The following is a 17878-nucleotide window of genomic DNA, read 5'->3' as shown; positions in this document are numbered from 1 at the left end:
ATTGGCAATGGATGCGATTGACAGAAAAATCATCGAAATTCTCGCTGAAGATGCGAGGCGGTCGCTGACTGACATCGGCGCTGCGGTGGAGCTTTCGCCCTCCGCCGTCAACGAGCGCATTCGTCGGCTCGTCGCCAATGGCGTGATCCGAAACTTCACGCTGGAAGTCGACCATCGCGCGCTTGGCCTCGACGTGCTTGCCTTCGTCTGGGTCGGCCTGGCGCCCGATGCGGACGAGGCGGCGTTCCGCGCCTTCATGGCCGATCATCCGGCCGTGGCCGAATGCCATCACGTCACTGGCGCCTGGTCCTATTGCGTCAAGGTCCGGATGCCGTCGCTCGGCGATCTTGAGCCGTTCCTTGCCGAACTGAAGCGCCAGCGGTTCCTGGCGCGAAGCGAAACGGTGATCGCGCTGTCGACCGTGCGGGAAAGCCTGGCAACGACTGCATCGCGCGCCTGAACGGACGCGTAAAGACTGCTGAAACATTTTTGAACTGCCGCACATGTTCCATCCTTGATCTGGATGGATTGAGCCATGCCGCGGCCGGAGCCCTATGCCCATGTCTACATTGTTGTTTGGAAAAAGCCTCCTGGTCGGTCTCGCGGTCGCGGCCCCACTCGGCCCCATCGGAGCGCTCTGCATCAACCGTACGCTGGAGCGCGGCTTCTGGGCGGGCGTCGCCGGTGGGCTGGGAACAGCCGCCGCCGATGCCACCTATGCAGCGCTTGCCGCGATCGGTTTCGCCGCCTTTGCGGCGGTGCTTTCCATGATCGCAACACCGCTCGGCCTCGCCGGCGGACTGTTCATGATCTGGCTCGGCTGGAGCGGATTGCGGCCGAAACCGGTGACGGCCGCGGCCGACGTCGGCGGACGCGATCTGGTCCGCACGACCATCGCCACCTTTTTCCTGACGATGACCAGCCCGGCGACAATCCTCTCCTTCGCTGCGATCTTTGCCGGCCTCGGCCTTGCCGAAGCAGGCGATGCGTTGAGCGCCGCCATCGTCGTCGTGGGCGTCTTCCTAGGCTCGCTCGGCTGGTGGTTCTTCTTGAGCGGCGGGGTGGCGATTGCCCGAACACGGCTGCCGGACAGCTTCGTCGCCTGGGTGTCGCGCCTCTCCGGCCTGGTCCTAATTTCCTTTGGGATCATCGCCATCGCCGCCGCCGCCGAGGGGTTGGTCTAGAACAATTGGCGCAGCCTACCCGGCGCGCCAACGACTTGCAGCCTGGCCGTTTCTCATCAAGTCGCGGGCTTCACGGCCTCCACGTGCCACCACTTGGGCCGTGCGGAACGGTAGCTGTGAACGGCCGGGATCAAGTCGGCGGAATTCGTCTTGTCGAAGATGCCGAGTAGTAAGGCAACGACCGGTGCATCGTCGATCGCCCCAATGCTGCTGCCACAGGCCGGGCAGAAGGCGCGGCTGGAATAGTCGGACGAGCGGTAGACCGAAGGGGTACCGCCCGGACCGGTCCACGCAATCACGTCCTTGTCGAATTCGACCCACGCCAACGTCAGCGCGTCCGAATGGCGCTGGCACGTCATGCATGAACACGTGTGCGGCTTGCGGGGCGCTCCTTTGGCCTCGAAACGGATCGCTCCGCAGAGGCAGCCTCCGGTGAAAAGCGGTTTTTTCTTCCCAGAGGCAACGGTCGACATAGGCCAATCTCCAGCCGTGATTCGACTTACGCCACCGTACGTTGTGTCAACCGCTAAAGAAAAGCCGAGGGTCGCGGGCGAAATGCGCCCGGTTCAATAGAACCAGGCGCCGATGTCGCGAAACGCCCGCTTGCTCTGGTCGCGTCGGTTGCCCTCGGGCGCAGCCTTGCCGTCGGCAACGGGAAGACGGAAACCGAAGGGCTCGGACGGCACCCCACCACGATCGCACCAATAGGCATCGAGATCAGCCATCATCATCTTCCGTCGCTTGCGGCGACGGCGATTGATCACATGCCTTTCGTTCGAAACCGCATGGATTGAGGCCGTGTGGCCTTCCGCCACCAGCCCCTGGAGGACGAGCAGTGCCGCATCCTTGGGGCGCAGACCGCCAAGATCGCGTGTTGCCGTTATCAGCGCTCGTTTCGCGTCTTCGCCCTTCGGCCCCTGCATGCCGCCCATCGCAAGGCTGTATGTATCGTCGTTACAGCGGACGAAGACGAAACCGACCGTGCAAAGCGTGTATTCGTCACTCTGACGACGAAGCCGGATTGCGAAGGCGCCTTCGTGGCGGGCACCGCAATGATCCGCCAATTGCAGCTGAATGCGATAGTTTTCGCTGCGACCGGAGACCGTTCCCATCTCCAGCGTGCCACCGCGCCAGAGCGCCATCAGCGAGCGGCGCGAGAGGACTTCGCTTGCAACGTCGAAATGATTGAGCATCAATTCGAGCCGCTCTGGCGAGGATGCACCGTGCAGGAAGAAGGTCGGGATCGACTTGCGCACGAGATCGTCGTGCGGCAGCCCCAGACGATAGCGTTCGCCGAACTCGCCGAGAAAGGCGATCCAGCGCGCCGTAAGCAAGGGGTGGCGCACAAATCGCATCGAAAAGACGACGGCGCGTTTCAGGCTCACCCGGAGGCCGAGCTTCAGGACGTGACCCAGGATCGATACCTTGGCTTGCGACCGATCTCTGACGACCGGCCCAGAAACCGAGCGTCCGGAAGACGATAGCGGCTCACCGCCAAACGTTGTACTATCCTGAGATGACAACCGTAGATCGACGCTGTATTCCTGCCTGATTTCCAGGGACATGGTGCAATCCTTGAGAGCAAACTCTGCCGGCCGGATTATTCGGCCAGCCTCGGTTTGCCCGTGGACTGTCAAGGATTTGCGGAGAAGTGGTCGGCAATTGAGCGCGGTACCTGCGGGCCGGGCGCGACGTCCGGAGGAGCTGACGCCCTCCGCGCTCGGCGCCAGGAAGCGGCACTGCCGGCGCCGGGCCTTAGGCTGGGATGGCGCGCGGCAGGACGATCGTGATCACGGCGCCACCGCCGGCGCGGGACGCGAATTCCAGCCGCCCGCCATGCGCCTTGGCGATCGCCTGCACCACGGAGAGACCGAGACCGGTGCCTCCCGTTGCCCGCGACCGCGAGGCATCGCCGCGCCAGAAAAGATCGATCGAATGGGTCGAGACATCGTCCGGCAGTCCTGGACCGCGATCCAGCAACCGGATGAAGGCCTCGTCAGCGCCGCGTCGGCCCGTCTCGCACCGCAATACCCCGCCACTGGCTGCGTAACGCGTGGCGTTCTCGATCAGCGCCAGCAGAGCCTGGCGCAGGCGTTGCGAATCTCCCGAGACCCGGACCGGTTCCAGCGCCGTCTCGACCGACATTCCGGCGGAGCCCAGCAAGGTGCAGGACGCGCCGAGAACCTGGGAGGCCTCGGCAGCGAGATCGACCGATTGACACTGGGTGACCAGCTTCTGGCCGGCGGCGAGCGAAAGGGTGCGCAAGTCCTCGACCAGGGCGGAAAGCCCCTCCACCTGGAGCAAGAGTTGCTGGATCCTCTCCTGTTCGAGAGGAAAGACGCCGTCGGCCATGCCCTGAAGGTTGCCCTGAAGGATCGTCAGCGGCGTGCGCAACTCGTGGGCGACCGCCATCGTGTTGAAACGCAGTCGGCTTTCCATGTTTTCGAGCTCGGCCGCCAGTTCGTCGAAGGTCTTCACGAGCGTTGCCACCTCCTTGGCACCCTTGCGGATCGATCCGACGCGCACGGCGAAATCGCCCGCCCTGAGATTCTGCGTCGCCTGGGCGAGCACCTCGAGCGGCCGGCTGATCTTGCGCGCCAGCCAGTAGCCGACGAGACCGCAAAAGGTCACCGCGGTCGCCCCGAAGCCGAGGATGATTTTGTCCACCTCCCAGTTTGCCCACTCCTCGAGTTCGGGCATGGTCGAAAGCAGTTTCTGCAGCGATTCCTGGCTCGGCAGCTTGCCGGAATTGAAATCGGTATAGGCCTGAGCCGCTTCCGGCGGCATCCGCTCCAAGAGCCGCGCCTCCAGCCGCGGCTCCATGTAGTCGACGCCGGCATAGATGATGAACACGCTGATGATGAGCAGGACGATCGTCACCAGGGCCGTGAGAATGCCGAGGGGCAAGCGCGAGAGGCTGATCTTCATCTTGGCTCCACGAAGCGATAGCCGACACCGCGAACGGCACTGAAAAGACCGCTGGCGCCCAGATCCTCGAGCTTGCGCCTGAGATTGGCGATATGGGTATCGACCGTTCGGGCCAGCGCATCGCTGTCCGGCAGGCAGGCGTCGAGGATATCGGCGCGCTCGAAGGCATGCGTCGGGCGGCGGATCATGTGGGCGAGGATGCGGAATTCGCTGAGCGTCAGCGGCAGCGAGTGGCGGCGGCCGCTCTTCTCGACGAAGGCGACATGGGCATCGAGATCGACTTCCACGTTCTCGAAGCGGAGCACCGTCGCGCCGGCGCCGTTGCGGGTGCGCCGGAGCACCGCGTTGACGCGCGCCACCACCTCCTGGGGGTTGAACGGCTTGACCACATAGTCGTCGGCGCCGAGCCGCAGGCCGGTCAGCCGGTCGAGATCCTCGGCCAGCGCCGTGACCATGATGACCGGTGTATTGCCCTCACGTCGAAGCCGGGCGAGGACTTCGAAGCCGTCGAGCTTCGGCATGCGCACGTCGAGCAATACCAGGTCGGGCGACAGCACCGCATGATGCGTCAGCGCCGTCTCGCCATCGGCGGCACGTACCGTCCGGAAACCATCGCGCACCAGATAGGCGTCGAGTATCTGCGCGATCTCCGGCTCGTCCTCCGCCAAAAGGATGAGACCCTTGTCGACCATAAAGCAACTCCCTGGCCCGATGTTGTGATCAGCAGCTTATGGGCTGAATAGATTCGAGTTGCAATTCGCCCGCACAGCACTGCCGCCCTTTACCTGGCCTTCCGGATAGAGCCCCCGACAAATCTCCGCTGTTTCTTGACAATCGGCACCGAGGCGTCCGGCACACTGATAGGTGGCGCCGCCCGCCATCAACCAAAAGGTGTAGTCAAAAACCGCCCGGCTCTGCGCGTCAAGCTCTCCCTGATCCTCCACTTAGCCTTGACAAAGCAGAGCAAATGTCCGGCCCGCACACACCGACAATCTGCGAGCGACCGGCATGCCCAGCCTCTTTCCCTCCACAGTAGTATCTTCAAACAGCATCCGATGGTTGCGCGCGAGCCCACGTCAATGGACTGGGCAAGCCCGTGCCCGCGTTAACGATCAGCCCATCGCCGTTGCTGGCGCGCTGACCATTTGCGCGGCTTTTGTCTTTATGGCCTTTCCCGGTATCGATCTCGTCGTTTCGCGCTGGGCGGCGTCCGCGGCAGGTGATTTCCCGCTTTCCCGAGAGCCCGCGCTCAGGGCACTTCGCGACTTCAATCGCGTCCTGTCCTTCTGCATTCTGCCCTGCGTCCTGGCGCTGTTAATCATGCAGGCGATTGCACCGCGCCGCCGATTACTGCGGCCGCACAAGGCACTGTTCTTTCTCACCTACTACGCCATGGGCCCCGGGCTGCTCATCCAGGCCCTGAAGCGGCTGATCGGCCGCGCCCGCCCCTACGACATCACGGATTTCGGTGGCACCCTGCCGTTCACGCCCGCCTGGCAAGTCTCAAGCGCCTGTTCGCGCAGCTGTTCCTTCGCGTCCGGCGAATCCGCAACGGCGATTGCCCTCATAGCACTCGCGCTGCTTCTGCCCCTTCAGTGGCGACGCCTGGCGATCATCGCGCTCATCCCGCTGATCCTCGCCTTCTCGCTCAACCGGATCGTGTTTGGTGCTCACTTCCTCTCCGACGTCGTGCTCGCCTGGCTGTTGATGCTGTGGCTGATGACGTGGCTCTGGGCGGTCTTCGCCGACAATGGCGAACGCATCGATGCCGCCTTCCAACGGCTCGGGCGGCGGCGAAATCCGTAGACCCGCAGCCGACGCTCTACATCCGTTTCAGCTCGGAAAGACCAGCTCGACGGTCGTTCCCCTCCCCGGTTGGGAGAGGATACGGGCGTCGCCCCCGCTTTGCCGGACGAAGCCATAGACGACGGCGAGCCCGAGACCGGCACCGCCCTCCTCGTCGCGCGTGGTGAAATACGGCTCGAACGCCTTGTCCACGGCCTCCGGAGACATGCCGATCCCCTCATCGGCGACGGCGACGACGACATCGGCGTCAATGCTGGCAGCACGGATCAGGATCGTCCCGCCCTGAGGCATCGCGGCGGCGGCATTGAGGCAGAGATTGAGGATCGCCTGCTCGAAGAGGGCGGCATCGAGATGCACATTGGGCAGGCCGTCGGCGATTTCGAAGGCGAGACGGCATCTTTCCCCGACGGCGATTTCCAGCACATCCGCCATGCCACGCAACACCGCGCCGACCTCGAGTGCGCCCGGCTGGATCGGGTGCTGGCTGCCAACGGACAACATGCTGCTGGCAAGCGAACGCCCGCGATCGGCCGCCTTGCGAATGCGGGCGATGTGACGCTTCTGCCGATCGTTGAAACCGGTATCCCGTTCCAGCAGCCCCAGGCTGCCGGTGATGATGCCGATCATGTTGCCGACCTCGTGGCTCACCTGGTGCGTCATGCGCATGATGCCATCCAGCCGCTGGGCCTTTGCCGCTTCAGCCTCCTGCCGATCCATGTCGGTCACGTCCCGCGCCAGCAACACGATGCCGCGATCGGGTTGCCGCGACAGCGAAACCTCTGTCACGCGGCCCGCGTCGGAGCGATGCCGCAGCACAAGTCGGTCGCCGAGCGTGCCGGTTTCCCGATCGGCGGGCAGCATTGCCGGGTCGATCTCGGGCATCGGGCTCACGAAATTGCGAAGCGGCAGCTTCCGTGCCGAGCCCGGCCAGCCGACGAGCTCCATGACGCGACGGTTCATCGTGATTGGTTTGCCGCTGGGATCGAAGAGCGCGATGCCTTCGTTCATGTTGCGAAAGGTAGAGCGGATGGTGCGTGCGGCGGCCTCGGCCGTACGTCGGAGCCGCGAGACACGCTCGACGCTTTCGCGAAAGGCACTGAAGGCTTCGAGCAGCCGGACGAGCTCGGTCTCCGTCCCCTTGTAGGTCGGCGTATCGACGTCCCGGCGCCCCTCCGCAAGAGCGTTCATGCCGTTGGACAGCGACACGATGCCTCGCGACACGCGCATGACCGAGCGAATGGAGAAGATCGCCATGACAAGCACGAGCAGCGCAGCGACGGCGACGATGACGAGCAGGCGGCTCAGAGCATTCGAGGTCGAAACGAGATCGTCGTTGAGGCCGCGGGCGACGGCCTCACTCTGTGTTTCTGTCGCATGCGAGAGGTCGCGCGAAACGGTGTGCAATCGCGAGACGGCCGCGCGAATGGCGAACATCTCCAGGAGATATTGGGTCTGCGCTTCGAAGACCCGTTCATAGGGCGCGAGTTCGGTAGCGGAAACCCGGATATCCGGCGCCGCATGCTCAAGGCGCGGCACCGTTTCGGCAATATAGCGGCGGCGCAATTCGCCGAGCTGGAACAGGCTGTCGGAGTTGGATGCCGATTGCACAATCCCATTGAGGCGGCGGCGGAAATCGGCATCGGCCATGCCGCTGCCGGTCGCGATCTCGCCAAGCGCGGCTGCCGCTTCGGCCTTGTGCTGCTGCGCCGATTCCGCGTCGCCGGCGAGCGTCATCGTCTGCGTGCGGATGGTCTCCAGAAGCTCGACGATATGCCCGCTGGCAAAACCTTTGACCGCCGCATCGCCGTTCTGCGGCGCCATGGCGCGCAACAGCGCATCGACCTGCGCGACCACCGAGCGGCTTTCGCTCGAAACCCGGTAGGGCGAAGTGGCGTTCATCAGAAACGGCGCGCTCGACACAAGATCGGAAACCTGGCGCGACACGAGCGAGGCCTTGGCAAGGCTGGTGAACGCCTGCAGCCCGTAGGCCGCCATCTCGTCGCGCGCCCGTTGCAGACCAAAAACTGCGACCGTCGCAAGGCCGAAGACGAGCACGCAGATGAAGGCGATAGCGAACGGGAGCCGGAAGGCAATCGACGAAAGAAAAGGGCGAACGATCACGGCTTCGACTCGCCGTCGTCGGTATCGAGCACGTATCCCTTGCCGCGTCTCGTCTTGATGTGGCGCGGCAGGTCCGGATTCCGCTCGATCTTGCGCCGGAGCCGGAGCACGAGCACATCGACGTTGCGGTCGATGTAGCGGTCGCTTTCGGCGCCGAGGCGGTCGAGTATCTGCGCGCGGCCGACGGGCGTGTTCGGTGTTTCCGCGAGGATTTCCAGAAGAGCGAACTCGGCGCTCGTCAGCGACCTCGAAGGATCGTTCAGGCAAATCGCCCGGCGGCTCCTGAGATCGATCGACCAGTCGCCGAGCTTCATCGATGCCGGCTCGGTCTCACGCTCGCTTTCCCGCTCCGGCTTGAGCGAGGGATAGGTGCGGCGTAGGACGGCCTTGATGCGCGCCGTCAACTCGATCGGCTCGAACGGCTTGACGACATAATCGTCCGCCGCCGTCTCCAATCCCAGCACCCGGTCCGCAGCACTGCCTGCCGCCGTCACCATGACGATGCCGATATTGGTGCGTGCCCGCAGCCTCTGCGCAAAGGTGCGGCCCGAAGTGCCCGGCAAGTTGTGGTCGACAAGCACGAGATGCACCGCCTCGCGCGCCAGGACATTGGCCGCCGCCTCCGCCGACGGCGCGGTCAGGGGTAGCCAACCTTCTGCCTCCACCAGATCGGAAATAAGCTCCGCCATGTCCGGATCGTCCTCGACGATCAGAATCCGTATCCTCTCACTCAGCATGCACGTCCTCCCGCCCCCATCATAGGCGGGGCCGTCCCAATGTTCAAAGCAGCTCACATTATGTGATTTGTCATATTTGTAATCTTTGTAATTTTGAAACCGCGGAGAGCGCCCAAGGCTGTAAGAACGGTAACCATTCTCCGATTGCGGCAGGCGGGGAATATCGACATCCTGACTGCGGAGATTGGAACGGCAGCGTTCCAAATGGGAGGACATCGTGAGAGGCATCACCGCTATCGGCGGGTGCGTGGCCCTGTGGCTGTGCACCGCCACAACAGGCATGACGGCGCCGGCACTCACCGTGCTGTGCGGTGTCGACGAAGCGTGGTGCGCGACGATGAAGACGGCGTTCGAGACGAAGTCCGGCCTCGAAATCTCGATGACCCGCAAGAGCACCGGCGACATCCTCAACCAGCTGCGGGCCGAGAAAGACGCGCCGACCGTCGATGTCTGGTGGGGCGGCACGGGCGACACCCATCTGCAGGCCGGATCCGAGAACCTGCTCGAACCCTACAAGCCGGCGCATGAACGCGACATGCTGCCCTGGGCGCAGAACTTCTTCGCCATTTCCGGCGGCCGTTCGGCGGGTATCTATGCCGGGGCGCTTGGCTTTGCCTACAATGCCGATCTTCTGCATGCGCTGAAGCTGCCAGCACCGACCTGCTGGAAGGATCTTGCGGACAACGCCTATCGCGGCCGCATCCGCAGCGGCAATCCGAATTCCTCCGGCACCGCTTTCACCACGCTTGCAACCCTTGTACAGCTTTTCGGCGAAGACGAAGCCTTCCGTTTCCTGTCCGCGCTCAATCGCAACATCGACCAATACACGACGGCCGGCTCCGCTCCGGTGAAGGCGGCGGCGCGCGGCGAAACGCTGATCGGCATTTCCTTCATGCACGACGCCGTCACGCAGAAGCAGGCGGGCTCGCCCCTCGTTATCGTCGCACCCTGCGAGGGCACCGGCTACGAGATCGGCGCCGTCAGCATCGTCAAGGGTGCTCGGCATCTGGAGGCCGCGAAAAGCTTCGTCGATTTCGCCTTGAGCCCGGAGGGTCAGGGTACGGGGGCGGCCTCCGGACAGAACCAGGTGCCGTCCAATGCGCGCTCGAACCTGCCGCTCGCCGCACCCGATATCTCGATGATCAAAATGGTGGATTACGACTTCGCCACCTTCGGCTCGCCGGAAGAACGAAGTCGATTGCTCAAAAGGTTCGACGCGGAGATCACCACGACGAACTGACCGGGCCGAATAAACTTGAGCGAGATGCGAGCGGAAAACCGCACAGACTTATCCTCATCTCGCTCCAGCAAACCACAAATCCGAAACCGTGAACGTGCTGCCCGGCGGGCAGGCCGATGGCCGCGCCGTGTCTCGTTCGCGCCCGCATAAACCAAGGCAACAGGAGGATGCCCCAATGAAAACAACGACCCTTTCCCTCATGCTTTTTGCCGGCACGGCGCTCGCCGCGCTGCCGGCTCAAGCCGCCGGCAGCCTCAACCTCATCTGCTCGGCAGACGTGGTGATCTGCGAGCAGATGACCGGCGATTTCCAGAAGGAGACCGGCATCAAGGTCAACATGGTTCGCCTGTCGTCCGGCGAGACCTATGCCAAGATCCGCGCCGAAGCCCGCAACCCGAAGACCGATATCTGGTGGGCCGGCACCGGCGACCCGCATCTGCAGGCGGCCTCCGATGGCCTGACGCTCGAATACAAGTCGCCGTTGCTCGATCAGCTTCAGGATTGGGCGAAGAAGCAGGCTGAAGGCTCGGGCTATCGCACGGTCGGCGTCTATGCCGGCGCGCTCGGCTGGGGCTACAACACCGAGATCTTCTCAAAGAAGGGCCTGAAGGAACCGAAGTGCTGGGCCGACCTGCTCGACGCCTCGCTGAAGGGCGAGATCCAGATGGCGAACCCGAACTCTTCCGGCACCGCCTATACCGCGCTCGCCTCGTTGGTGCAGATCATGGGCGAGGACCAGGCCTTCGACTATCTGAAGAAGCTCAACGGCAACATTGCGCAATATACCAAGTCGGGTTCCGCACCGGTGAAGGCGGCGGCGCGCGGCGAAGCCGGCCTCGGCATCGTCTTCATGCACGACGCCGTCGCCCAGACCGCCGAAGGCTTCCCGGTCAAGTCGATCGCGCCCTGCGAAGGCACCGGCTACGAGATCGGCTCGATGTCGATCATTCGCGGCGCCAAGAACCTGGACAATGCCAAGGCCTGGTATGACTGGGCTCTGAAGCCCGACGTGCAGTCGCGCATGAAGGAGGCCAAGTCCTTCCAGCTCCCGTCCAACAAATCGGCCGAAGTGCCGAAGGAAGCACCGAAGTTCGAGGACATCAAGCTGATCGACTACGACTTCGCCACTTTCGGCGACGCCGAGAAGCGCAAGGCGCTGCTTGAGCGCTGGGATCGCGAAGTGGGCGCAAGCGCCAACTGATCGCAGGATCAGCCGGCCGGAAAAGCGATCCGGCCGGCACCGCCTGGCATAGACGCCCGGTTGCCGGCTCCGGCCTTTGATCGGGACGGCCCAACGGCACACCATTTTCATCTCAAATCACGCGAGGACCGTCATGGAACATCGCAACCGCAGGCTCGACTTGACACTCGGGCTCGGACTGGCCGCTTTCCTGCTGGTCCCCTGGTATGGCATCGAAGGTGGCTTCTTCGGCCTTGGATGGCTCGCCAGCTTCCCATTCGACCCCGCCGTCGCCCCCGGCCTGGCACAGATCTTCGCCCATGGCCGCGCCTGGCTTGGCGTGGCGTTTCTGCTCTTGGCCGTCTCGGCGGCAGCACGCTTTATCCGCGACCCTGGCCGCCGCGGATTGGTGCTCGCGATCGCCGGCGCCGCCGGTGTCGTTTTTCTCGCGCTTCAGGGACTGGCGATCGGTTTCACCGGCTGGACCTGGACGATCACCGAGGCCCTGTTCGGCCCTCTCTCCGACGGTCAACCCTCGATGGGCGCCGGCGCCGTGATCGCGGCACTCACCTTCGTGTTGCTCTTCGCCTTCGGGCTTGCGGAGCGTGGCGTGCTCAAGGGGGACGCCTTCATCGTTGCGGCGATTTCGCTGCTCGTTTCCCTGGTCATCGTCTTCGTCTTCTATCCGGTCGGCAGCATGTTCGCAGCTTCCGTCCAGGATTTCGACGGCTCGTTCAAGCCTGACGGTTTCATTCGCAACATCCAGGACGGCTCGATCTGGAGCCTGGGCTGCGTCATCGGCGAAGGCCGCTGCGGCGTCGCCTGGCGCACCCTGTGGCTGGCGCTGATGACCGCATCAGGCTCGACGCTCCTTGGCCTTGCCTTCGCGCTTGTGGCCACCCGCACGCGCTTTCCCTTCAAGAAGGGCATGCGGCTCCTGACTATCCTGCCGATCATTACCCCGCCCTTCGTCATCGGCCTGGCGCTGACGCTGCTCTTCGGCCGCGCCGGCGTCGTCACCGAGTTTCTGTCCGATGCCTTCGGCATCGAGCCCGGCCGCTGGCTCTACGGCCTTACCGGCATCTGGATCGCCCAGGTCCTCTCCTTCACGCCGATCTCCTTCCTCGTGCTGATCGGCGTCGTCGAAGGCGTCAGCCCATCGATGGAAGAGGCGTCGCAGACGCTCCGCGCCGATCGCTGGCGCACCTTCTGGAACGTCTCGCTGCCGCTGATGAAGCCCGGCCTCGCCAACGCCTTCCTCATCGGCTTCATCGAAAGCATGGCCGATTTTGGCAACCCGCTAGTGCTCGGCGGTAGCCACGGCGTGCTCTCGACCGAAATCTTCTTCGCCGTCGTCGGCGCCCAGAACGATCCGTCCCGCGCAGCGGTTCTCGCAATCATTCTGCTCTGCTTCACGCTTTCCGCCTTCCTGGCTCAGCGCTACTGGCTCGCCGGCAAGAACTATTCGACCGTCACCGGCAAGGGCGACTCCGGCGCCCACAGCGCGCTTCCACGCTCGCTGTCGATCGGCGTCCACGCCATCGTCATCCCCTGGATGATCTTCACCGTCGTCGTCTACGGCATGATCCTCTTCGGCGGTTTCGTGAAGACCTGGGGCCTCGACAACTCGTTGACCCTCGACCACTACGCCAAGGCTTTCTCGATTTCCGTCGTAGACGGCGCGATTGCCTGGACCGGTGTTGCCTGGAATTCCTTCTGGACGACCATGGAGATTTCGCTGCTCGCCGCACCGCTGACGGCACTCGTCGGGCTGCTGACGGCCTACCTCATCGTGCGCCAGCGCTTTGCCGGCCGTGATGTCTTCGAGTTCGCGCTGATGCTGAGCTTTGCCATTCCCGGCACCGTCATCGGCATCAGCTACATCATCGCCTTCAACCTGCCGCCGCTCGAAATGACCGGCACGGCACTGATCCTCGTCGCCTGCTTCGTCTTCCGCAACATGCCGGTTGGCGTGCGCGGCGGCATAGCGGCGATGAGCCAGCTCGACAAGAGCCTCGACGAGGCGTCGCTGACGCTTCGGGCAACCAGCTTCCGCACGCTGCGCAAGGTCATCCTGCCGCTCTTGCGGCCGGCGATCGTCGCAGCGCTCGTCTATTCCTTCGTCCGGGCGATCACCTCGATCAGCGCGGTCGTCTTCCTCGTCAGCGCCGAATACAACATGGCCACTGCCTATATCGTCGGCCTTGTCGAAAACGGCGAGTTCGGTGTTGCGATCGCCTATTCCTCGGCCCTCATCCTGGTGATGATCACCGTCATCACCAGCCTGCAACTCCTCGTCGGCGAACGCAAACTGAGGCGCGAAAACCGCGTCCTCGGTGCCGCCCCCGCCCGTCCAGCCGCCACCACCATCTCCCAGGAGAAAACCGCATGAGCACCCACATGAGCACCCCGCGCACCGGCTCGGTCGTCTTTCAGAACGTGCGCAAGCAGTTCGACGCCTTCACTGCAATCCACGACCTGTCGCTCACCATCGAGCCCGGTACACTCGTGACCCTGCTTGGGCCTTCCGGCTGCGGCAAGACGACAACGCTGCGCATGCTTGCCGGCCTCGAGCACCCCTCCGCCGGCAAGATCCTGATCGGTGGCAAGGACGTGACCATGCTTCCGGCCAACGAGCGCGACGTCTCGATGGTGTTCCAGTCCTATGCGCTCTTCCCGCACATGTCGGCGCTCGACAATGTCGCCTATGGCCTTGAATCCTCCGGCATCAAGAAGAAGGAGGCGCGCGAGCGCGCCGAGGAAGGCCTGCAGCTCGTCGGCCTGGGCGGCCTCGGACAAAGGCTCCCGGCGGAGCTCTCCGGCGGACAGCAGCAACGTGTCGCCGTCGCCCGCGCCCTCGTGCTCGAACCGCAAGTGCTGCTGCTGGACGAGCCGCTGTCGAACCTCGATGCGCGCCTGCGCCGCAAGGTGCGCACGGAAATCCGCGAGTTGCAGCAGCGGCTCGGCTTCACCGCCGTCTACGTCACCCACGACCAGGATGAGGCGCTTGCCGTTTCCGACCGCATCATCGTCATGAAGGATGGTGCGATCGCGCAGGAAGGAGCACCACGCGATCTCTACGAGACGCCCGCCTCCACCTTCATCGCCGACTTCATGGGCGAGGCCAATGTGCTGCCTTGCGAGGTCACCGCCGCCGAAGCCGGTCAGGCGACGATCCGCATCGGCGGCCTCGAACATCGGCTGCCCTCGAAGACCGCTCGGCCAGGGCCGTCGAAGCTTGCAGTGCGTCCCAATGCGGTGACCCTGACGCCGGCCAAGGGCGCAGCACTTTCCGGCACGATCAGCAGCGCTGCCTATCTCGGCGGCCATGTCGAATACGAGGTCGAAACGGCTACCGGCCTCCTGTTCGTTGTCGATCAGGCGGTCGAGGACATGTTATCTCCGGCAACGGAGGTCGCGATCGGTTTCCGCAACCGGGGCCTCGCTTTGATTGACGCATGACTTTTTACAACTGGATACGAGAAGGACACTTGCATGACTGCTGAAATTGCCGGCCTCGACGCCCGGTTCGCGCTTGCCAAATCCATGGCCGAGGAGGCCGGTCGGCTCGCCTACGACTATTTCCTGAAGCGGGAAACGCTTGTCATCGAAACCAAGCGCGACGCGCACGACGTCGTCTCGATCGCCGATCGCAACGTCGAGACGCTGATCCGCGACAAGATCGCCGCCGCGTTTCCGGATGATGGCGTGCTTGGCGAGGAGCATGGTCTTCTCGACGGCACATCCGGCTTCACCTGGGTGCTCGATCCGATCGACGGTACCACGCCCTTCGTCAACGGCATGCCGAACTGGTGCGTCTCGATCGCCGTCGTGCATGCGGAGAAGCCCGTCATCGGCGTGATCCACGCGCCCTGCCATCAGGAAGTCTACGCGGCGGCAACGGGCCGCGGCGCGACGCTGAACGGCAAGCCGCTTCGCCTCGACGACACGCGCACGATCCGCAACGCCGTCACCGGGCTTGGCGCCAACGATCAGGTGAAACCCGGCGAGATGGGTGCCATCGTCGAGCGTCTGCTTTCGAATGGCGGCAACTTCATGCGCAACGGCTCCGGTGCGCTGATGATCGCCTATGTCGCCGCCGGTCGCCTCGTCGGTTACTACGAGCCCTATATGCATGCCTGGGATTGCCTCGGTGGCTACTGCCTGGTGAACGAAGCCGGCGGCTGGACATTGCCCTTCCCGACGCGCGGCGAGGCTTTGACGCATTGGTCTCCGGTCTTGGCGGCTGCGCCCGGCGCAGTCGACGACCTCATGAAGGTCGCCAATCTTGAAGCGGCGGCGGCCTGAGCGCCTTCGCGGCGCTCACGTTTGACCGGGCGGCTTGTCGGCCTTTAGCCCGAACAGGCGGCCGAGCTCCATGGGGAACGGGAAGATGACAGTTGAATTCTTCTCGCCCGCAAGGACGTTGAGCGTGCTCAGATAGCGCAGTTGCATCGCCTGAGGCTGCTTGGACAGGATCTCGGCAGCCTCGAGCAGCTTGGCGGCAGCCTGCTGCTCGCCCTCGGCATTGATCACCTTGGCGCGCCGTTCGCGCTCGGCCTCGGCCTGGCGGGCGATCGCGCGGATCATGCTCTCGTTGATGTCGACATGTTTGATTTCCACGGTCGCGACCTTGATGCCCCAGGCATCCGTCTGACTGTCGAGGATCTTCTGGATGTCTTCGTTCAGCCGGTCCCGCTCCGCCAGCATCTCGTCGAGATCGTGTTTGCCGAGCACCGAGCGCAGGGTGGTCTGCGCCAGCTGGCTGGTCGCCATCATGAAGTCTTCGACCTGGATCGTCGATTTTTCCGCATCGATGACCCGGAAATAGATCACGGCGCTGACCCGAACTGAAACGTTGTCATGGGAGATCACGTCCTGGCTCGGCACGTCCAGCACCCGGGTCCTGAGATCGACCCGCACCATCTGCTGCACATAGGGCACCAGCAGGATCAGCCCCGGTCCCTTGACGCCGGTGAACCGCCCGAGCGTGAAGATCACCCCGCGCTCGTATTCACGCAGGATCCGGATCGAATAGGCGATAACGAGAATGACAAGCACCAACAACGCGGCAAGAGGAGCGAGGCTCCCAAACATGTCCATGACCATTCCTCCATTCCGGACGCTTTCGCCTGCGCCCATAGGACCCGCGGAGCGCTATGCCTTTTGACCTTCGCGCACCACTTCGAGCGTCAGTCCGTTCCGCCCGACAACCTTCACATCTTCACCTCTCGACAGCGTTTCCGTGCTCACCGCCTGCCAGCGTTCGCCATGGGCGATGACGTAGCCGGCGGCGCCTGTCCAACTATCGACCTTGCCCGCAATCCCGATCATCTGTTCGCCGCCGGTCACCACCGCGTGGTGGCGTGAGCTGAAGGCCAGCCGTGCGACCAGCAGGCTGAAGCCGAAGCTTGCGACGGCAAGCGCCGCCAGCACGGACCAGGAGACCTGCAGGCCCGGCGTATCCGTGTCGAAGAGGATTGCCGCGCCCAGAACCAGTGAAACGCTGCCACCGGCGCCGAGCACGCCGAAAGACGGCGAATGCGCCTCGGCAACCATCAGGCCGATGCCAAGCAGGATCAGTCCGATGCCGGCGTAGCTGACGGGTAGCACCGAAAGCGCATAGAGCCCAAGCAACAGGCTGATGCCGCCGATGGTGCCCGGCGCCACCGACCCCGGAGACAGGAACTCGAAGATCAAACCGTAAATGCCGATCATCATCAGGATGACCGCGATATTGGGATCGGTAACGACCGAAAGCAGCCTGGTGCGCCAGTCGGGCACGAAGTCCTCGACGGCAAGCGCCGCCGTATCGAGCACGATCTCCTGTTGCCCCGCTTGCACGGAGCGCCCGTTTGCCTGCTGCAAGAGATCGGCGACGGTGGCGGCGGTGAAATCGACGACCTTCTCCCTGACGGCCGCTTCGGCCGAGAGGCTTGCAGCCTCGCGCACCGCCTTCTCGGCCCAGTCGGCATTGCGCCCGCGCAGTTCGGCCAGTCCTCGGATATAGGCCACGGCATCATTGACGAGCTTCGCCTCGGCGGCGTTCTGAGCCGCCGGCTGCTTGCCGCCGTCCTTGCTGGTATCGCCATCCTTCCCCTGACCGAACATGTCACCACCGATCGCAATCGGCGTCGCCGCCCCGAGGTTCGTTCCCGGCGCCATGGCCGCGATGTGGCTGGCATAGAGGATATAGGTGCCGGCGCTCGCCGCACGCGCGCCGCTCGGCGCAACGTAGCTTGCAACGGGCACGGGGGAAGCGAGGATCGCGCGGATAATCTCGCGCATCGACGTGTCGAGACCTCCGGGTGTATCCATCTGCAAGACCACCAGCGGAAGGCGGCGCTGTTCCGCCTTCGTCAAGCCGCGCCTGACATATTCGGCCGTGGCCGGGCCGATGGCGCCGTTGACATGCAGCACCAAGGCGACCCGATCGTTTTCGGCCTGCGGCGAAGCTGGAAACGCGAATGACGAGATCAAAACAAACAACAGCGTGAGGATTCGCAACATCCGTCGTCAAAACCTCGCATGCCCGACGCCTCCGAAGAGGAGTCCATTCGAGAATAATAGCACAACACAAGGTTAGGACGAAGCGAGGTTGCTACTGCATCGGTTGGATCCTCGGAGCAACGAGGTCAGCCCTCCTTCCTGCTGCGACGTGATGACAAGTCCGGCGATCGGG

The 17878-nt window shown here is 63.9% G+C and carries 16 protein-coding genes; 8 read left to right on the top strand and 8 right to left on the bottom strand.

Annotation, left to right across the window (positions count from 1 at the left end; all coding sequences use genetic code 11):
- Nucleotides 1-7 precede the first annotated feature (7 nt).
- Both IB265_RS33865 and IB265_RS33860 read left to right on the top strand, forming a co-directional pair.
- Nucleotides 8-460 carry an Lrp/AsnC family transcriptional regulator gene (locus IB265_RS33865; RefSeq protein ID WP_113132967.1) on the top strand — a complete coding sequence of 151 codons (453 nt, stop codon included), beginning with the start codon at nucleotides 8-10 and terminating at the stop codon, nucleotides 458-460.
- Nucleotides 461-560: 100 nt separating this feature from the next.
- Nucleotides 561-1184, top strand: a complete 624-nt coding sequence (locus IB265_RS33860; protein ID WP_057255508.1) for a LysE family translocator — start codon at nucleotides 561-563, stop codon at nucleotides 1182-1184.
- A gap of 56 nt (nucleotides 1185-1240) precedes the next feature.
- Here the strand turns inward: IB265_RS33860 and IB265_RS33855 are convergent, their stop codons facing one another.
- The 4 genes from IB265_RS33855 to IB265_RS33840 all read right to left on the bottom strand — a co-directional run bounded on the left by IB265_RS33855 (nucleotide 1241) and on the right by IB265_RS33840 (nucleotide 4804).
- Nucleotides 1241-1657, bottom strand: a complete 417-nt coding sequence (locus tag IB265_RS33855) for a GFA family protein (RefSeq protein ID WP_113132968.1) — start codon at nucleotides 1655-1657, stop codon at nucleotides 1241-1243.
- Nucleotides 1658-1750: 93 nt separating this feature from the next.
- Nucleotides 1751-2749, bottom strand: coding sequence for a DUF535 family protein (locus tag IB265_RS33850; RefSeq protein WP_082616268.1), 999 nt, complete (start codon nucleotides 2747-2749; stop codon nucleotides 1751-1753).
- A gap of 190 nt (nucleotides 2750-2939) precedes the next feature.
- Nucleotides 2940-4112, bottom strand: a complete 1173-nt coding sequence (locus IB265_RS33845) for an ATP-binding protein (RefSeq protein WP_057255506.1) — start codon at nucleotides 4110-4112, stop codon at nucleotides 2940-2942.
- Complete coding sequence (locus IB265_RS33840) at nucleotides 4109-4804, bottom strand: response regulator (RefSeq protein WP_057255505.1); 696 nt, start codon at nucleotides 4802-4804, stop codon at nucleotides 4109-4111. The genes IB265_RS33845 and IB265_RS33840 overlap by 4 nt, the downstream gene beginning before the upstream one ends.
- A 472-nt stretch (nucleotides 4805-5276) precedes the next feature.
- Between IB265_RS33840 and IB265_RS33835 the strand changes: the two genes are divergently transcribed.
- A complete protein-coding gene (locus tag IB265_RS33835; protein WP_162733643.1) occupies nucleotides 5277-5918 on the top strand; it encodes a phosphatase PAP2 family protein in 642 nt (213 codons plus the stop codon).
- Between the two features lie 27 nt (nucleotides 5919-5945).
- Here the strand turns inward: IB265_RS33835 and IB265_RS33830 are convergent, their stop codons facing one another.
- The gene (locus tag IB265_RS33830) at nucleotides 5946-8039 is read right to left on the bottom strand and encodes a nitrogen regulation protein NR(II) (RefSeq protein WP_057255503.1); all 2094 of its coding nucleotides are present in this window, start codon (nucleotides 8037-8039) and stop codon (nucleotides 5946-5948) included.
- Complete coding sequence (locus tag IB265_RS33825) at nucleotides 8036-8776, bottom strand: response regulator (RefSeq protein ID WP_057255502.1); 741 nt, start codon at nucleotides 8774-8776, stop codon at nucleotides 8036-8038. Before IB265_RS33825 ends, IB265_RS33830 begins: the two co-directional genes overlap by 4 nt.
- Nucleotides 8777-9023: 247 nt before the next feature.
- Between IB265_RS33825 and IB265_RS33820 the strand changes: the two genes are divergently transcribed.
- The 5 genes from IB265_RS33820 to IB265_RS33800 all read left to right on the top strand — a co-directional run bounded on the left by IB265_RS33820 (nucleotide 9024) and on the right by IB265_RS33800 (nucleotide 15504).
- On the top strand, nucleotides 9024-10016 hold the full coding sequence (locus IB265_RS33820; RefSeq protein WP_192495998.1) for an ABC transporter substrate-binding protein: 993 nt from the start codon (nucleotides 9024-9026) through the stop codon (nucleotides 10014-10016).
- 175 nt (nucleotides 10017-10191) lie between these two features.
- The gene (locus tag IB265_RS33815; protein WP_113132972.1) at nucleotides 10192-11217 is read left to right on the top strand and encodes an ABC transporter substrate-binding protein; all 1026 of its coding nucleotides are present in this window, start codon (nucleotides 10192-10194) and stop codon (nucleotides 11215-11217) included.
- Nucleotides 11218-11350: 133 nt separating this feature from the next.
- Nucleotides 11351-13588 carry an iron ABC transporter permease gene (locus tag IB265_RS33810; protein WP_192495993.1) on the top strand — a complete coding sequence of 746 codons (2238 nt, stop codon included), beginning with the start codon at nucleotides 11351-11353 and terminating at the stop codon, nucleotides 13586-13588.
- An 8-nt stretch (nucleotides 13589-13596) separates the two neighbouring features.
- A complete protein-coding gene (locus tag IB265_RS33805) occupies nucleotides 13597-14658 on the top strand; it encodes an ABC transporter ATP-binding protein (RefSeq protein WP_113132986.1) in 1062 nt (353 codons plus the stop codon).
- A gap of 33 nt (nucleotides 14659-14691) precedes the next feature.
- Nucleotides 14692-15504 (top strand): inositol monophosphatase family protein, encoded by an 813-nt coding sequence (locus IB265_RS33800; protein ID WP_113132974.1) that lies wholly within the window; start codon nucleotides 14692-14694, stop codon nucleotides 15502-15504.
- A 15-nt stretch (nucleotides 15505-15519) separates the two neighbouring features.
- On the opposite strand, the gene IB265_RS33795 is transcribed toward IB265_RS33800, so the two are convergent.
- Nucleotides 15520-16299, bottom strand: coding sequence for a slipin family protein (locus IB265_RS33795; RefSeq protein WP_057255497.1), 780 nt, complete (start codon nucleotides 16297-16299; stop codon nucleotides 15520-15522).
- A 54-nt stretch (nucleotides 16300-16353) separates the two neighbouring features.
- Nucleotides 16354-17706, bottom strand: a complete 1353-nt coding sequence (locus IB265_RS33790) for a nodulation protein NfeD (RefSeq protein ID WP_057255496.1) — start codon at nucleotides 17704-17706, stop codon at nucleotides 16354-16356.
- Nucleotides 17707-17878 lie beyond the last annotated feature (172 nt).

It is taken from the genome of Ensifer sp. ENS10, assembly GCF_014852025.1.
Taxonomy (GTDB): domain Bacteria; phylum Pseudomonadota; class Alphaproteobacteria; order Rhizobiales; family Rhizobiaceae; genus Ensifer.
The sequence above is the reverse complement of the archived record's forward strand: the minus strand, read 5'-3'. Positions and strand labels throughout refer to the sequence as shown.

Excerpts from the sequence above, each read along its gene's own strand:
- IB265_RS33865 (WP_113132967.1), top strand. The coding sequence starts at position 8 with ATGGATGCGATTGACAGAAAAATCATCGAAATTCTCGCTGAAGATGCG.
- IB265_RS33860 (WP_057255508.1), top strand. The coding sequence starts at position 561 with ATGTCTACATTGTTGTTTGGAAAAAGCCTCCTGGTCGGTCTCGCGGTC.
- IB265_RS33855 (WP_113132968.1), bottom strand. The coding sequence starts at position 1,657 with ATGTCGACCGTTGCCTCTGGGAAGAAAAAACCGCTTTTCACCGGAGGC.
- IB265_RS33850 (WP_082616268.1), bottom strand. The coding sequence starts at position 2,749 with ATGTCCCTGGAAATCAGGCAGGAATACAGCGTCGATCTACGGTTGTCA.
- IB265_RS33845 (WP_057255506.1), bottom strand. The coding sequence starts at position 4,112 with ATGAAGATCAGCCTCTCGCGCTTGCCCCTCGGCATTCTCACGGCCCTG.
- IB265_RS33840 (WP_057255505.1), bottom strand. The coding sequence starts at position 4,804 with ATGGTCGACAAGGGTCTCATCCTTTTGGCGGAGGACGAGCCGGAGATC.
- IB265_RS33835 (WP_162733643.1), top strand. The coding sequence starts at position 5,277 with ATGGCCTTTCCCGGTATCGATCTCGTCGTTTCGCGCTGGGCGGCGTCC.
- IB265_RS33825 (WP_057255502.1), bottom strand. The coding sequence starts at position 8,776 with ATGCTGAGTGAGAGGATACGGATTCTGATCGTCGAGGACGATCCGGAC.
- IB265_RS33815 (WP_113132972.1), top strand. The coding sequence starts at position 10,192 with ATGAAAACAACGACCCTTTCCCTCATGCTTTTTGCCGGCACGGCGCTC.
- IB265_RS33810 (WP_192495993.1), top strand. The coding sequence starts at position 11,351 with ATGGAACATCGCAACCGCAGGCTCGACTTGACACTCGGGCTCGGACTG.
- IB265_RS33805 (WP_113132986.1), top strand. The coding sequence starts at position 13,597 with ATGAGCACCCCGCGCACCGGCTCGGTCGTCTTTCAGAACGTGCGCAAG.
- IB265_RS33800 (WP_113132974.1), top strand. The coding sequence starts at position 14,692 with ATGACTGCTGAAATTGCCGGCCTCGACGCCCGGTTCGCGCTTGCCAAA.
- IB265_RS33795 (WP_057255497.1), bottom strand. The coding sequence starts at position 16,299 with ATGGACATGTTTGGGAGCCTCGCTCCTCTTGCCGCGTTGTTGGTGCTT.
- IB265_RS33790 (WP_057255496.1), bottom strand. The coding sequence starts at position 17,706 with ATGTTGCGAATCCTCACGCTGTTGTTTGTTTTGATCTCGTCATTCGCG.